15 protein-coding genes are annotated in these 14,482 nt (G+C 73.4%); 9 read left to right on the forward strand and 6 right to left on the reverse strand.

Annotated features, from left to right (window positions below; translation table 11 throughout):
- The coding region (locus tag LZ495_RS43070; RefSeq protein ID WP_235058763.1) for an Lrp/AsnC family transcriptional regulator at window positions 1-544 on the forward strand (544 nt) is incomplete at its 5' end.
- Between the two features lie 18 nt (window positions 545-562).
- Here LZ495_RS43070 and LZ495_RS43075 read toward each other — a convergent pair.
- Window positions 563-1,714 (reverse strand): LacI family DNA-binding transcriptional regulator, encoded by a 1,152-nt coding sequence (locus tag LZ495_RS43075; protein ID WP_235058764.1) that lies wholly within the window; start codon window positions 1,712-1,714, stop codon window positions 563-565.
- A gap of 348 nt (window positions 1,715-2,062) precedes the next feature.
- On the opposite strand from LZ495_RS43075, the gene mscL reads away from it, so the two are divergent.
- From mscL to LZ495_RS43090, 3 genes are all read left to right on the forward strand, one after another.
- Window positions 2,063-2,503, forward strand: coding sequence for a large conductance mechanosensitive channel protein MscL (mscL, locus tag LZ495_RS43080; RefSeq protein ID WP_235058765.1), 441 nt, complete (start codon window positions 2,063-2,065; stop codon window positions 2,501-2,503).
- A gap of 210 nt (window positions 2,504-2,713) precedes the next feature.
- Window positions 2,714-3,055, forward strand: coding sequence for a hypothetical protein (locus tag LZ495_RS43085; RefSeq protein WP_235058766.1), 342 nt, complete (start codon window positions 2,714-2,716; stop codon window positions 3,053-3,055).
- Complete coding sequence (locus tag LZ495_RS43090; RefSeq protein WP_235058767.1) at window positions 3,034-3,453, forward strand: hypothetical protein; 420 nt, start codon at window positions 3,034-3,036, stop codon at window positions 3,451-3,453. Before LZ495_RS43085 ends, LZ495_RS43090 begins: the two co-directional genes overlap by 22 nt.
- Here LZ495_RS43090 and LZ495_RS43095 read toward each other — a convergent pair.
- On the reverse strand, window positions 3,414-4,499 hold the full coding sequence (locus LZ495_RS43095; protein WP_235058768.1) for an amidinotransferase: 1,086 nt from the start codon (window positions 4,497-4,499) through the stop codon (window positions 3,414-3,416). The genes LZ495_RS43090 and LZ495_RS43095 overlap by 40 nt on opposite strands.
- 65 nt (window positions 4,500-4,564) lie before the next feature.
- Window positions 4,565-5,197: a TetR/AcrR family transcriptional regulator gene (locus tag LZ495_RS43100; RefSeq protein ID WP_235058769.1), complete on the reverse strand. Its 633-nt coding sequence runs from the start codon at window positions 5,195-5,197 to the stop codon at window positions 4,565-4,567.
- Window positions 5,198-5,295: 98 nt separating this feature from the next.
- Here LZ495_RS43100 and LZ495_RS43105 point away from each other — a divergent pair, with 98 nt between their 5' ends.
- The 4 genes from LZ495_RS43105 (at window position 5,296) to LZ495_RS43120 (ending at window position 10,041) form a co-directional block, all read left to right on the forward strand.
- Entirely contained in the window at window positions 5,296-6,816 is a 1,521-nt protein-coding gene (locus LZ495_RS43105; protein WP_235058770.1) for a purine-cytosine permease family protein, read from the forward strand.
- 38 nt (window positions 6,817-6,854) lie between these two features.
- Window positions 6,855-8,585 (forward strand): amidohydrolase, encoded by a 1,731-nt coding sequence (locus LZ495_RS43110; RefSeq protein ID WP_235058771.1) that lies wholly within the window; start codon window positions 6,855-6,857, stop codon window positions 8,583-8,585.
- Window positions 8,582-9,721 (forward strand): C45 family autoproteolytic acyltransferase/hydrolase, encoded by a 1,140-nt coding sequence (locus LZ495_RS43115; RefSeq protein ID WP_235058772.1) that lies wholly within the window; start codon window positions 8,582-8,584, stop codon window positions 9,719-9,721. The genes LZ495_RS43110 and LZ495_RS43115 overlap by 4 nt, the downstream gene beginning before the upstream one ends.
- Window positions 9,722-9,804: 83 nt before the next feature.
- Window positions 9,805-10,041 carry a hypothetical protein gene (locus LZ495_RS43120; RefSeq protein ID WP_235058773.1) on the forward strand — a complete coding sequence of 79 codons (237 nt, stop codon included), beginning with the start codon at window positions 9,805-9,807 and terminating at the stop codon, window positions 10,039-10,041.
- 95 nt (window positions 10,042-10,136) lie between these two features.
- On the opposite strand, the gene LZ495_RS43125 is transcribed toward LZ495_RS43120, so the two are convergent.
- Genes LZ495_RS43125 through LZ495_RS43135 form a run of 3 tightly spaced genes read right to left on the reverse strand, consistent with a single transcriptional unit; the run spans window position 10,137 to window position 13,821 of the window.
- Window positions 10,137-10,550, reverse strand: a complete 414-nt coding sequence (locus LZ495_RS43125) for a hypothetical protein (protein ID WP_235058774.1) — start codon at window positions 10,548-10,550, stop codon at window positions 10,137-10,139.
- A 1-nt stretch (window position 10,551) separates the two neighbouring features.
- The gene (locus tag LZ495_RS43130) at window positions 10,552-13,500 is read right to left on the reverse strand and encodes a tetratricopeptide repeat protein (protein WP_235058775.1); all 2,949 of its coding nucleotides are present in this window, start codon (window positions 13,498-13,500) and stop codon (window positions 10,552-10,554) included.
- A gap of 9 nt (window positions 13,501-13,509) precedes the next feature.
- Window positions 13,510-13,821 carry a trypco2 family protein gene (locus LZ495_RS43135; RefSeq protein WP_235058776.1) on the reverse strand — a complete coding sequence of 104 codons (312 nt, stop codon included), beginning with the start codon at window positions 13,819-13,821 and terminating at the stop codon, window positions 13,510-13,512.
- Between the two features lie 216 nt (window positions 13,822-14,037).
- On the opposite strand from LZ495_RS43135, the gene thpR reads away from it, so the two are divergent.
- On the forward strand, window positions 14,038-14,482 hold a 445-nt coding region (thpR, locus tag LZ495_RS43140; protein ID WP_235058777.1), incomplete at its 3' end, for an RNA 2',3'-cyclic phosphodiesterase.

Genomic DNA, 14,482 nt, shown 5'->3' on the forward strand with positions numbered 1-14,482 from the left:
GGCGCGCGGCGGCCGGATGGGCACCGGCATGGACGACATCGACCGGCGGATCATCGCGATCCTGCAGGCCGACGGGCGCCGCGCGTACAGCCAGATCGCCGAGGACATCGGCATCCCGGCCTCCTCGGTGCGCTACCGCGTGCAGCGCATGGAGGACGCCGGGGTGCTGCAGATCGTCGGCATCGCCAACCCGCTGACCATCGGGTTCGACCGGCTCGCGATGATCGGCGTACGGGTCAGGGCGGGCGCCGCGCACGACGTGTGCCGGGCGCTGCGCGACCTGCCCGAGACGTCGTACGTGGTGATGACGGCCGGGCAGTACGACGTCATGGTCGAGGTCATCTGCCGCGACACCGCGCACTTCACCGACCTGCTCAACAGGCGGCTGCACCTGATCGACGGGGTCGTCTCCACCGACTCGTTCTTCGTCCTCGAAGTGCACAAGCTCGCGTACGGCTGGGGCGTGGGCGCGGTCGAGACGTCGCTGCACGACGCCCCGGAGACGGACGCCGCGCGCGGGATCGACCAGCGCGGCGCCCGCTGACCCGGACGCCGCCGCGGCCTAACCCGGTCGCCCGGCGGACAGCGGGGTGCGCAGGGACGATGCCCGGATGACCAGCCGGGTCGGGACCTCGGCGCCGCGCGACTCGGTGTACCCGTCGTCGAGGACCTCGACGAGCAGCTTGATGCCGGCCGCGGCGATCCGCGCGGGCTGCGTGCTCAGGGTGGTGACCGGCGGTTCGGCGTGCTCGGCGAGGGCGTCCTCGCTCGCGCAGACCACGAGCAGATCGTCGGGCACCGTGTAGCCGTGCCGACGCGCCGCGGCCACCACCATGGGCGGGCTGACCTCGGTCACCACGAACAGCGCGTCCGGGCGGTCCGGGCCGCCGATGGCACGCTCGACCGCGGCGAGGGCCGGGGTGTAGCCCGGGGTGGCGACGTTCTCGACCCGGGTGCGGATGCCGCGCTCGGCGGACCACTGGGCCTGCGCGAGGAGTGCGTCGCGCGCGTACACCGCACCCGAGTCCGGGGCCACGATGGCGATGTCCCGGGCGCCCTGCTCGGCGAGGTGGTCCAGGACCCCGCGGGTGGCCGCGTGGTAGTCGGTCTCGACCCAGTAGCCGCCGCGGCGGCCCTCGACGCGCCGGTCGGTCACCACCGGGGTGCCGGCCGCGAGGAAGTCCTCGACCAGCGGGTCGTCCGGCATCGGATCGACGATGCAGACGGCGTCCAGCGGGAGGTCGGCCCACTCCTCGCGCGGCGCGTGGTTGGGCAGCAGCACGAGCGCGTGGCCGTGTTCGAGCGCGGCCCGGGCGCTCGCGTTGGTCAGCTGCGTGAAGTACGGCAGCTCCATGTAGACCCACGGGGCCTCGACGTACTCGCGGACCGCGAAGCCGATCAGCTTGGAATGCCCGGCGCGCAGCAGGCGGGCGGTGGCGTTGGGCCGGTAGCCCATCCGCCAGGCGGTCTCGCGGGCGTGCGCGCGGACCTCGTCGGAGAGCCGGCCGGTGCCGTTGAGGGCCGCCGAGATCGTGGTCTTCGACAGTCCGGCCTCGCGGGCCACGTCGATCAGCCGCACGCGCGGCGCGAGCTGCTGCGCGCGGCCGCCGGGGGTGTGCTTCCGGGTGGCTGCGTAGGCCGGCGGACGGGGGCCCGCCGCGTCGCCGGAACGTGCCTCGGTCTGGTGCCCGACCCGGCGTTGCGGTTCGTCCATGGCCTCGATCCTGACAAGGGGACGGGCTGCGAGACGGGCTGCGCGGGCAGCCTCCGGCCCGCGGCCGGAACAGAATGAGAATCGTTCCTGCAAACTCTGGCGCGGGAACGTTCCCGCGTCAATATCCGACGGCAAGATCGCCGCTGCGCCCCGCGGCTCCGAGGAGGGCGCTTCCTAGGCTTTCGGGCGGCTTTGCGGCGTCGCGGATATGACCTATCACCGGTGCGGGTGAACGCGCTGGACGCACGCCCGCGGGGTCGAGAGCATTGCCCGCCGGGCGGCCGCTGCGGCCGCCCTGGGCGCGGCCCGTCGGCCGCCTGCCCGCCACTTCTCCGACTGGGGCTCCCGGTGTTCAAGGGTTTCCGTTCATTCCTCCTCCGCGGCAACGTGGTCGACCTGGCCGTCGGTATCGTCATCGGCGCCGCCTTCACCGCCGTCGTCACCGGGTTCGTCACCGCGTTCCTGACCCCGCTGATCGGTGTCGCCACCGGCGCGGTCGGCGACTTCAGCAAGGAGGTGTTCACCGTCGGGGAGACCGCGTTCCCGTACGGCGCCTTCCTCAACGCGCTGATCAGCTTCGTGATGGTCGCCGCGGTGGTCTACTTCTGCGTGGTCACCCCGGTCGTCCGGTTCCAGGCCCGCTTCGAGCCCGACTCGGCCGCCGTCACCAAGATCAAGTGCCCGGACTGCCTCAGCTCGGTGCCGGCCGCCGCGGTCCGCTGCGCGCACTGCACCTCCGAGCTCGCCGGCCGCCCCGGCTTCCCGGCCCAGCTCGCGCAGACCCGCTGACGCGGACTCCGCCGCGCCGGCCCCGCAGGACCGGCGCCCCGCAGCACCCAGGGCCCGGCGCACACGCGCCGGGCCCTTGCCGCTTCCTGCTCCGGGCAGTGCCCCGGCGCGGCGTCCCGGCACTGAGGAGGGGCGAAGACTGCTGGGGTCCGGCAATGTGCGCCGGGCCCGGGACCCGGCATTCTGGACGTGCCGATCGTCACCGGGGGGATGCCCGTGATCCATGGGGGACTGGCGGCGGGAATCGCCGCATGCGCATCGCTCATGGCCGCCGCCGCGGTCGCCCGGCCCTGGGGCCGGCGCGCTCGCGGCGCGAGCCGGGGGCACCACCTGCTGCGCGAGCTGGACGGCTCCGCGAGCGTCTGCTTCGACTGGCCCGAACGCCGCCTGCCGGCCGCCGAGATCGTGCGCCTGGCGGCCTGGGCGGGCTACCGGTGCGTGCACAGCGCGCCCATCTCGCCCCGCGTCGTGCGCTGGCGCTTCGAGAAGGACGATTCGCTTCCGGTCCGGGCGTGGGAGGAGGAGTGGCTGTGGCGGGCACCGTCGTCCTGACCCTGCAGGTCGCGGTCCAGGGCGGGCGCGGGTTCGGCCACCTGGGCTGGCCGGCGTTCGCCGCCCTCAACGTGCCGGTACCGCTGCTGTTCCTGGTGGTCTTCCGCCGCCGCCTGCGGCCGCTCGCCCGGCAACGGGCCGCGCTGGACGCCCTGTTCCGCGGCGCGGCGGCCCGCGGGAAGCCGGAAGTGCGGCTGCCCTTCACCGCGTTCCTCGTCCCGGTCGACGAACTCGTCGGCACCGCGCTGCGGCACGGCTACCGGTACGACGGGACCCGCTCGCCGCGCGGGCCGCGGCACGCGACGGCCGCGTACTTCGTGCGCAGCGGCCCGCCGGTGCCCGGCGGTTCCGCGCCCGCCTACCGGACCGCGTGGAGTCCGCCGCCCGACGCGTCCTGACCGGTCTCCGGGGTGCGCCGCAGCGGGTGGTGCGAGCAGCGGAAACCGCCCGCGAACGGCGTCACCGCATCGAAGTCGAGGACGTGCACGAGCACGCCGCGGGCGTCGAGGGCCTCGGCGAGGTCCGGCACCCGCCGGTCGACGACCACCTCGCCGGGCGCCAGGACCAGCACATTGGCGGCCAGCAGGTTCAGCGCGTCGTCCAGCGTCACCTCGACCAGGTCCCAGTCGGCGAGCAGCGGCGGCAGGCCCTCCGCGAACTGTTCGCGCGCCACGATGGCCAGGCCTTCGCGCACCGCGGCCAGGCCGTCGTCCAGGTGCAGGACCCGGTGGTGCAGCGGGACGGCGTGCACCCGGTACCCGTCGCCGAGTTCGGCGCGCAGCCAGGCGACGCCCGCCTCGTCGGTCGCGAAGCCGCCCCGGCCCACCCCGACCAGGATGTCCGGCCCGAACAGCATCACGTCGCCGCCCTCCAGGAACGGCCCGCGGGCCTGCGCGACCCGGTCCAGCGGCACCGGCCGGCCGGGCGGGACGACGACGTGCCGGGCTCCGCGGCGGACCATGTCGGCCATCAGCGGCCGGAGTCCGAAGCGCTCCTTGAACCGGTGCGGCAGGCGAAGCGACGACTCGACGACGGTGTCGCCGATCACGATCATCGGGTCGCGCACGAAGATCTGGAGCGAGAAAGGGGAGAACTCGGCGAGCACGGCCATCTCGTCCGGGGTCAGCTCGACGGGCCGGTGCACGGCCACGCCGCGCGCGGCCAGGAAGCCGGCCAGGTCGTCGAGCTGCGCGCGGCAGCGGGCGTGGCCCTCGGGGTCGAGCTGCGACCAGCTCCGGCCGCCGGGGGCGGCCCAGCGCGCCGCGAACCCCTCGGGCAGGAAGGCGAGCGAGCCCCCGAGCTCCGCGACGTTCTCGGGGACCACGAAGTCGAGGGGCCGGCCGACCACGACCTCGTCCAGCCGGTCCCACTCGCGGTGCACGCCGATCGGACGCTGCGCGGCGTCGGCGACAGGAGTGACGGCGGCGGTCCCGGGTGCGGTCATGTCTCCACGAGACCGCATGGCGACCGGGGCCGCCACCGGTGTGCGGCGTACGGAGGACGGGCCCGTCAGATGCTGCGGCGCAGCGTCCCGGGCGGCAGCACCAGCAGGCGTTCGGCGGTCCTGAGGGCCATGTCGTGCACCGCGGGGTGGTCGAACGGCACGTCGTCGTTGCTGTACGAGCCCAGGCCGTCGACCGTCACCAGGATGTGCAGCGCGGCGCCCATCGCATCCTCGGCGGTGAACTCGCCCGAGCGGACCCCGTCGGCGATGAGCTCGGCCAGCGCGTTGCGGGTGGTGGTCTCCTGCGCCCGGACCACCGCGCCCAGGCCCGGCTTGAAGCGGCTCAGGTGCCGGGCGTTGAGCCAGAGCCGGCCCAGGTCGACGTAGTCGTCGCCGCCGACCCGGACCAGGAAGTGCGCGAGCCGTGCGGTGGGCGGCAGTCCGGCCTCGGCGTCCGGCATCAGGGTGTCGCGCTCGCCGGCCGCGGCGAAGGCGAACGCCTCGCTCACCAGGTCGTCGGCGGCGGGGAAGTAATGGCCGATCAGACCGGGGCGCACGCCGAGCTCGTCGGCCACCCGGCGCAGCGTGATGCGTTCCAGTCCCTCTTCCAGCGCGATCCGGGCAGCGGTGCGGACGATCTCGGCACGGCGTTCCTCGGGCAGCTTGCGGACCCGCGTCGCCGGGGGGCTTGACGTCATACCGGACACCCTATTGGATGTGTGCCCAATACCCCATTGGTCATGAGACCAATAGCAGCGGGTACGAGGCTTGCCCCCCGCCCGAGAGGTCTCGACGCATGAACCAGCCACTTCCTGCCGCGGTCCCCGACAAGGTCCCGGACACCGCCGCCGCGCCCGACGCCTCGGCCGCCCGCCTGGAGACCCGGGGCATCGACCTGGTCCCGGACGCCGAGCGCCGCGGGCGGCCCGGCGAGCTCTTCGCGATCTGGGCGGCCCCCAACGTCAGCTACCTGAGCTTCGTGGTGGGCGCCGCCCTGGTCCTCATCGGCCTCACGCTGCCCCAGGCCATCGGCGTGATCCTGGTCGGCAACCTGCTGTGGATCTGCACCGGCGTGCTGGCGCTCAGCGGCCCGGCGGCCGGCACCAGCGGATCCGTCGTGTCCCGCGCCATGTACGGCGTGCTCGGCAACCGGATCGTGCTGGTGCTCACCGGATGGCTCATCGCCTCCGCGTACCTCGCCCTGAACTGGTCGGCCGCCTCGGTGGCCGGCATCGGCCTCGCGGACCGGTACGGCCTGCCCGCCGGCGCGGCCGCGGAAGCGGTCATCGTCACCGCGATCGCGGGCGGCACGATGCTCATCGCGATCTTCGGCCACGCGCTGATCGTCCGGCTCTACCCGGCACTGTGCGCGTTCCTCACCGTGGTCTTCGTGGTCGTCACCGGCTACGTGCTGTCCCGCGCCGACTGGTCCTACGCCCCGGCCGAACCGCTGCACGGCGCCGCGCTGGTCAGCGCGCTGGCCGCGGGCTTCACGATCATCGCGTCCACGCCGCTGTCCTACAGCAACAGCCCCGATCTGGCCCGCTACCTGCCGCGCGACAGCAGCCGGGTGGCCGTCGCCGGCTGGACCGCGCTCGGCGCGTACCTGCCCAGCGTGGTGTTCACCAGCGTCGGCGCGCTCGCCGCCACCAGCCTGGACATGAGCGACCCGCAGGCCGCCCTGGAGAGCATCCTGCCCGGCTGGTTCGTCCCCTTCTTCGTCATCGCGGTCGTCGCCAACACCATGGCCAACAACGGCATGACGTCCTACAGCGCGGGCCTGACCGTGCAGTCGATCGGCGTGCGCCTCGCCCGCATCCCGGCCGTCCTGGTCATCGGCGCACTGGGCACCGTCATGACGCTGTACGCGATCCTCGTCTTCGACTTCCTCACCAGCGTCAACACCATGCTCGAACTGGTCGCCGCGGTCACCGGCCCGGCCATGGCCGTCGCGGTCACCGACCTGGTCATGCGCCGCAACCGGTACGACGGCCCCGAACTGCTCGCGGAGCGCCGCGACGGCCCGTTCTGGTACCGCGGCGGCCTGCACTGGGCCGGCCTGCTCGCCCTCGTCCTGGGCGGCGCCGCCGCCGCGCTGTGCATCGAGACGACGTTCTGGAGCGGCCCGATCGCCGCCGCGGCCGGCGACGTCAACCTCGTCATCCCGGCCGGCATGCTCACCGCGGCCGCCGTCTACTGGGCCGTCGCCCGGGCCACCGGGTCGATCCCGCGGCACCCGGCGACCGCGCCCGCCGCCGCCGTGCCCGCCCCCGCGCCCGAGCCCGGCGAGATCGGCACGGCCGTACCCCAGGCATGAACCCCCAAGCCCGACCGCTCCCGGAAGAGAACCACCCTGTGCACGCCGACCTGATAGTGCTTGCCGCCCACGTCGAACACCTCCACCCGGACCCCGCCGCGGCCGCGGCCGCGCCCGCGAACGCGGTGGCGGTCCGCGGCGGCCGCATCCTCGCGGTCGGCGAGGCGGCCGGGATGGCGGCCCTGCGCGGCCCGGACACCGCCGTCCACGCGTTCCCCGGCGCCACGATCCTGCCGGGCCTGACCGACGTGCACGCGCACCCGGTCTGGGGCGCGATCTCCATCGGCAGCGGCGTGGACCTGTCCACCGCGGCCACCCTCGACGAGATCTGCGACCGGCTCGCCGCAGCCGCAGTCGCAGCCGAGGACCGGCCGGACGCCTGGATCACCGGCTACGACCTGGACGTCAACGCCTTCCCCGGCGAACCGTCCGGTGCCGTCCTCGGGGAGCGCTTCCCCGGGCGCGCGATCTCCCTCATGACCCGCGACGCGCACGCCCTCGTGGTGAGCCCGCGCGTGGTCGAACTCGTCGGCCTCACCGGCCGCGAGACCTTCACCGACGCCTCGTCGGTGGAGACCGGACCGGACGGGCGCCCCACCGGGTACGTGCTCGAACTCCAGGCCATGGACCTGGTCTTCGCGCACTACCCGGAGGTCCCGGTGCCGACCGCCGCAGGGTACGTCCGCCGCGAACTCGACACGCTCGCGCGCAGCGGCCTGACCGGCGTCCACGCCCTCGACTTCGGCGAACCCTCCGAGGAGGTCTACCGGCACCTCGAAGCGCACGGCGACCTGCCGCTGCGGATCCGCTGCTCGCCCCTGGTCCCCGCCGACTCCGGCCCGGACGCCTGGCAGGAGGTCGCCGACCTGCAGGGCCTGCGCGGCCGCCGCTGGCACGTCGAGGGCGCGAAGTTCATGCTCGACGGCACCGCCGACAACGGCACCGCATGGTTCGAGCACCCCGACACACACGGCGAGAACTGCGAACCGCTGTGGCGCGACGTCGACGCCTACCGCGCCGCGCTGCGCTTCTTCGCGGTCCGCGGCATCCCCACCGCCACGCACGCCATCGGCGACCGGGCGGTCCGCTTCGCCCTCGACGCCATCGCCGACCTGGGCCCCGACGACAAGGCCGCGGCACCGCACCGCATCGAACACATCGAGTCGATCCCCGACGGCCTCCTCGGCCGCTTCGCGGAACTCGGCGTCGTGGCCAGCCTGCAGCCCGCGCACGCCACCCGGCACACCCGCGGGGACGGCACCGACAACTGGTCCCGGCGCATCGGCCCGCACCGCGCGGCGCACGGCTGGCGCACCCGCGACCTGCTCGACCACGGGGCCGTGGTCGCCCTCGGCTCGGACTGGCCCATCGGCCCCGGCGACCCGCGCATCGGCCTCGCCGACTGCCAACTGCGGCGCCCGGTCGGCGAACCCGGCACCCTCCAGGTGCAGCCGGACCAGGCCATCTCGGCCCGCGAGGCGTACGCGGGCATGACCCTCGCCGCGGCCGCGGCCGGCGGCGCGGCCCACGAACTCGGGCGCATCGCCCCGGGGTACCTGGCCGACCTCACCGTCTTCGCGGCCAACCCGGTCGACCTCGCCCCCGACGCCCAACCCGGCAACGCCGTCCTGGCCACCGTGGTCGGCGGCGACGTCCTGATCCACGCCCCGGGCGAGCCGGACCCGGCCGCCCTGGCCGATGCTGGTCCCGGCGAAGCCGTTCCCGCCGCCGCGCCCGCTGCCGTGACCACCTCGAAGGGACGCCCGTGACCGCCGAGCCGAACCCCCAGCCCGACGCCGAGCCGAGCGTACGACCGACCGCCCGGCCCGACGACCGGACCCACGTCGCCGTGGCGGCCGCCGACCCGCGCGCCCGCGGAGCCGCCCGCGGCACCCAACTGCGCGGCAGCATCCCCGGCGCGCTCGACACGTACGATCGGCTCTTCTCGCTCGGCGGCATCAAGCCCGCCCAGGTACGCGAGGACGCCGAGCGGGCCCTCGACGCGATCGGCGCCTTCCGCCCGGCCGCCCGCGCCGAGATCGAGGGCATCGCCGAAGGCGCCGCACTCGAACCGTGGCGCATCGCGGCGCTGAACGCCCGCACCGAGATCCTGGCGCGCAGCACCACCGTGCCGCCAGGGGAGTGCACCACGCTCGTACGCCGCCGCGCCGCGGACGCACCAGGCGGGCCGCGCACCTTCGGCGTGCAGACCTGGGACTGGCACGTCGAACTCCGCGCCTACTGGCACACCCTCGAAGCGCGCGGCGGCCGGCACGACTTCGTGGGCATCACCGAGCACGGCATCCTCGGCAAGATCGGCGTCAACAGCGCGGGCCTCGCCCTGCACTTCAACATCCTCGGACACGTCCGCGACGGCATCGGCGGCATCCCGATGCACGTCCTGGCGGCCGTCGTCCTCGAAGAGGCGGGCAGCGTCGCCGAGGCCCTGGAGATCATCCGCAGCGCGCCGATCGCCTCGTCCGGATCCTTCGCGCTCTTCGACCCGGCCGAGGCCGTGCTGCTCGACCTCAGCCCGGACGGCGTGTTCCCGATCGAGCCGGAGGACGGCCTCCTCGTCCGCACCAACCACTTCCTCACCCCGGTCCCCGCGGCCGCCGAGAAGACCTGGCTCTACCAGCCCGACTCCGGCGAGCGCCGGGACTTCGTCCGCGCCCGGCTGGCCGGCCGCGGGGCCCCCGAGTCGCCCGGCGACCTGTTCGGCCACCTGGTCACCGCGCCCGGCGAACCGCCCGTCACTTGCCTCCCGGACATGGCGTTGCCCCTCGGGCAGCGCTGGGCGAGCCTCGCCACCGTCGCCCTGGAACCCGCGGCCCGCACCGCCCGGATCCTCGACGGCACGCCCGCGGACGCGGACTCCCGGACCTGGCGCACCCTGACCGCCTGACCGGCGCCCGGACCCCCGTCCGCTGGACTCCGCCCCGCCCGAAGTGGTAGATCCATCCGGGACAACATGAGAGGCAAAAAGGCATGAGCACTGTGAGTCACGGGTCGGACTCCTCCGCGGCACTGGCCGCACCGGGCAGCGGCGAGGTCGAGGTCGCGGGCGCGTACGTCCGCGAGGAGCCCGTCGAAAGCACCATCCGGCCGACGGCGTTCATCACGCTCACGGTCGTCATCCTGGTGATCGTCGCGGTGTCGCTCGCCGCGATCATCGCGGGCGGCAACTTCGACGGCGGCCAGCCCGGCCTGACCACGCACCGCTGACCACCGAGTCTTGACGCCCGCGGCACACCGCCGCAGGACGCGACACCCCGAGCGGGCGGACCGACCCGGTCCGCCCGCTCGCGGTGCTTGCCTGGTCAGGCCTGCCTTCCCGCCAACGTCGGCCATTCCGGGGTGGGCGGCCGACGCACCGCATGCGCGGCAAGGGCCCGCGCCACTGCGAACTCCTCCTGAAACGAAGCCTGCTGCCGAGCCTGCCCGACGCATTGGTACAGGCGTTGCCGGTCGCCGTAGGCCACCAGGAACCCGCAGGTCAGAATCGGGAGTGTGGGCCGCAGGCGGCGCGGCGCCGGGATCTCCAACCACCACACATTCGTCGCGCCGCCGCGGAACCCGAGGGTCCGCGCGAACGACCAGATGTCGCCGCCGTCGTGCCGGACCCGCAAGGGCCCCTCGTCAGCCGAGGCCCCGCCGCGGCTGACGAGCGCCCGCAAGAACCAGTTGATCTCGTCGGCCACCGAAGTGGGATTGTCGACGTGCGTCATCTCCATGTCAGTCCTCCGCGACCGCAGCGCCGCGGTCGGATCCGTGGAATCCGGTGACCAGTGGGTGGTCTTCGCCCAGGAAGCGCTGCGCATCGGCGTACACCGCATCCAGCAGAGTCCGGCCCTCCTCCGCGCGGCCGACCTGCAGATAGGCCTGCGCGAGGTACTTGCGTGCCAGGATGGTCGGGATCTGCGCATCGCCCAGGACCCGGACCGCTTCGTCCGCGTTCTCCTCGAAGACCGGCAGCGCATGGGTCCATTCGCCTGACGCGGCAATCACCCGGGCGAGGTTGCTGCGGTAGACGATGTTGTCCGGATGGTCGACCCCGAGGATCCGGATATTGTCGGCGAGCAGGGCGTCGAGCTCGTCGTGCGCCTCCGCCACGCGTCCGATTCCCCGGTACGCAACTGCGAGATTGTTGCGCGACATGAGCGTGTACGGATGCTTCTCGCCGAGCACTTTCCTGCGCAGGCGCAAGGTCTCCTCGTACAGCGGCACGGCCAAGTCGAGGCGGCCGATGGACTCATAGGTGTACGCCAGGTTGTTGCGGGTGACCAGCGCCCTCGGGTGCTCGGCGCCGTGCCGCTCGACCGCCTCGGCGAGCGTGCTGAGGTACAACTCGATGGCCCGGTCGTAATCCCCTCTGGACTCGTACGCACCGGCCAAGCTGTCCGCCGCGGCGATCAGATCGGTGTCGTCCGGGTCGAGGGCGCGGCGGCGCAGCTCCAGATTTTCCTCGAAGAGCCGGATCGCCTCGTCCAGTCGACCCGAGTTCTCGTAGGCGTAGGCCAAATTGTGCCGGGCGTGGCACGTCGCGGGATGGCCCGGCCCGTGCAGGCGCACCCGGTCCGCGAGGTTTGCCTCGTAGATCGGCAGCGCCTCGTACAATCGGCCGGCCGAGTCGATGGCGCCGGCCATGTTGTTGCGAGCACTCAGCGTCTCGGGCGCCTGCTCGCCGAGGTGGTGGACCAGGCACGTCCACCCGGCGGTGGCCAGACGTACCGCGTCCTCGATGAGGCCTTGGTCGTCGGCGAAGACGGCCGCGTTGCCGAACACGCCCGCGAGGGGCACGGAGACATCCGAGGCGTCCGAGCGCCGTGCGAGCGCGTCGATGTGCGGCAGGAGTGCGCGCCAGGTCGGCCACGACGCAGGTTCGGGGCGCCCGCCCTCGGGTGCTGCCGCAGCTACCGCGGCACCTGCCGCGGCCTGGGCAAGGGCGACCGCGTCGGGGCTGCGCAGCGGGTCGTCCGGGCCGGGCGTCCGCAGCAGTAGTTGGACGAGCCGGTGCATCCCGATGCTGCCGTCGTCGGACAGGTTGACCATGCTGTACGACCGAAGGAGGCGCACGGCCTGGGCTGCTTGGACCGCACTCTGTCCCGGGATCGCCGCCAAGCTTCGCGGAATCGCCTCGGGAGCGAACCATGCGAGCCGGCTCAGCAGGCGGCCGGCCTCCGCGTTCGTGCGGTGAATGTGCTTGACGGTGATGCGCAGCGTCCTCGCGACGCTCGGCGGCAGCGCTCCCGTCTCCTCGTCCGGATGCTCGATGTCGAGGATCTCGCCCGGTGCCGAGCGGAGCCCAGCGAGGTAGTCGCTCACCGCGACCGCGGCCTCGCCGATGAATGCGCCCGCATGTACGAGAGCCAGCGGGAGGTGGCCCAGCTCGTCCGCCAACAGCCGTAGTTCGTCTCGCGATTCCGCACCGCGCAGGTTTGCGTGGGCGGCCAGCAGGTCGACCGATGCCTCGGGAGGCAACGGCTCCAGTTCCACGGTCGCTCCCGGCCACGGGCCCGCGAAGCGCGTGGTGATCACCACTTCGCCCTGCTTGTGGAGGCCGTGCAGTAGGTCGCCGAGCGCCGCCGGATGCGGGGCGTTGTCCACGATCAGGAGCCATCCACCGTGTCGGCCGAGCCAGGACTTGGCGTGCCGGGCCGCTTCTTCGACAGGGGCGGTCGGCGGTCCTGCGCCGACGTACCTCGCTAGTTCGGCAAGCCCGGCGGTGATGTGTTCGGGAGTGTCCGCGGTCAGCCGCCACGACACCAGACGTCCGGGCATTTGGCCGATCGCGTAGCACAGGGCCAGGGTGCTTTTGCCGATGCCGGCGAGCCCGTGCACGGTCTGGGTGATCACGACCACGCCGGCGGTGCCGACGCCGCACAGCGCGGCCATTTCCGCGTCCCTGCCGACGAACACATCGGGCAGAACTGTCGGCAGGTTGCCGCCGCCGGGGGTGAATCGGGGAGAGGCGGCGGCGTTCGCCGACCCGACGTCGGCGACCGTGCAGGCGGCGAAATGCTCAGTGAAGCCGTCGAGTTGCGGGAGCGTGAAAACAGGCACCAGGGATAGGACGCTTGCGGTGTCTGCGAGTCGACGGTCCACCGCGACAACGCCGACCAGAAGGTCGCCGCAGAACACCGCCGTCCCCGACACACCCTTCCAGGGATGCTCACCGGACGTGCCGGTCCGACTCGGCACGATGCCCACATCGACCTTCAAGGTCAGCAAGCCGGACTTGACGCCGTGCGCCGGATCGATGTGGCCGCGCACAGGCATGCTGTCGCGCCGAGTGCTGCCCTGCCGGACTTCCGCATCGGGGAACCCGACTCCGTCGGCGGCGACCCGATCCGGGCCTGTAATCCGGCCGAACCGCACCGGAGGGACCACGCCGCTTTCGGCGGCCACGACGCCGACGGCGAGCCGGATCAGCGCTACATCCAGCTCGCGGTGCGAGCCTGCGTCCACAGCGTGCGGCGGCCAGCAGACATCGCCCGGCACCCAGTCCGTCTTGCCGACCGGTTCCAGTGCCCGCACCTGGATACTGCCGGGCGGCACGTCCTCGGGCGGCCTGCAGCAGCCGACTCCGTGGTACGAGGTCAGGACGAGGCCGTCGGCGACGAGATAGCCCGTGCTGAACTGCCCATGGCGACACCAGACCTCGACGACGCGGCGCAGATCCATGGCCGGCCCCTACTCAGGCCGCTGCGGGCTAAGTGCGCTCACTTCCGCGTCCTTGCCCGTCGCGTCCACGGGTTGCAGCGTCACCTTGATCCGGTTGGTCTGCGCGGCTGCGATACCGCCCTTGGCCTCGACGCTCCACGGCAGCACGCGGACCTTCGCGCCGACGGCGGCGTCCCGGGTCACCTCGACGGTGAATTCGAGCTCCACCGGTCCGGTCCGGAAGCGCAGAGGCTTGCCGGCGCCTTCGTCCATCGCGCGCTGCAGTTCCTGCCGAATTGCGCTGATCGCGTCCCCGAGATCGGCCCAGGATTCGTTCGACATGCGTCTCCTCAACGTGCCCGACACCGGGCTTCCCCCGCTTTCGGCGCGAGCATAGACCAACTCGACGGCCGAATCGGCCTGTTCGCCGACAGATGGTTGGCGGAGCGGCGTGCTGCGGTGGGCCTGTGCGCAGAGGCGCGGCCGGTGCGGTACGAAAGGGCCGTGAGCAGTGAGAATTTCCCGACCGCCGGGCCGCCCTCCGCCGGTGATGCGGCGGTGCCCGGGCCCGCGACCCTGCGTCTGTTCGTGGCCCTTGCACCGCCCGACGATGCCAAAAGCGAGCTGGAGCGGGCGCTCCGGCCGGTGTACGCCGCGCACCCGCTGCTGCGCTGGAACCGGATCGAGGACTGGCACATCACGCTCGCCTTCCTCGGCGAACTCCCGGCCGAGGTCGTGCCCGGGCTGCGCGCGGCGCTCGCCGAGGTGTCGGGCGCGCACCCGGCGCCGGAGCTCGCGCTCGTCGGCGCCGGGCACTTCGACGACCGGGTGCTGTGGAGCGGGCTGCGCGGGGACCTGGACCGGCTGCATGCGCTCGCCGCATCGGTACGCCAGGCCGTGGCCGCCTGCGGCCTGCCGTACGCCGACCGCCCGCTGCGCCCGCACCTGACCCTGGCCCGGGCCCGCCGCGGGAACGTGGACGGGATCGGGCAGGCGGCCGGCG

Source organism: Yinghuangia soli, assembly GCF_021502675.1.
In the GTDB taxonomy this organism is placed as follows: Bacteria; Actinomycetota; Actinomycetes; order Streptomycetales; family Streptomycetaceae; genus Yinghuangia; species Yinghuangia soli.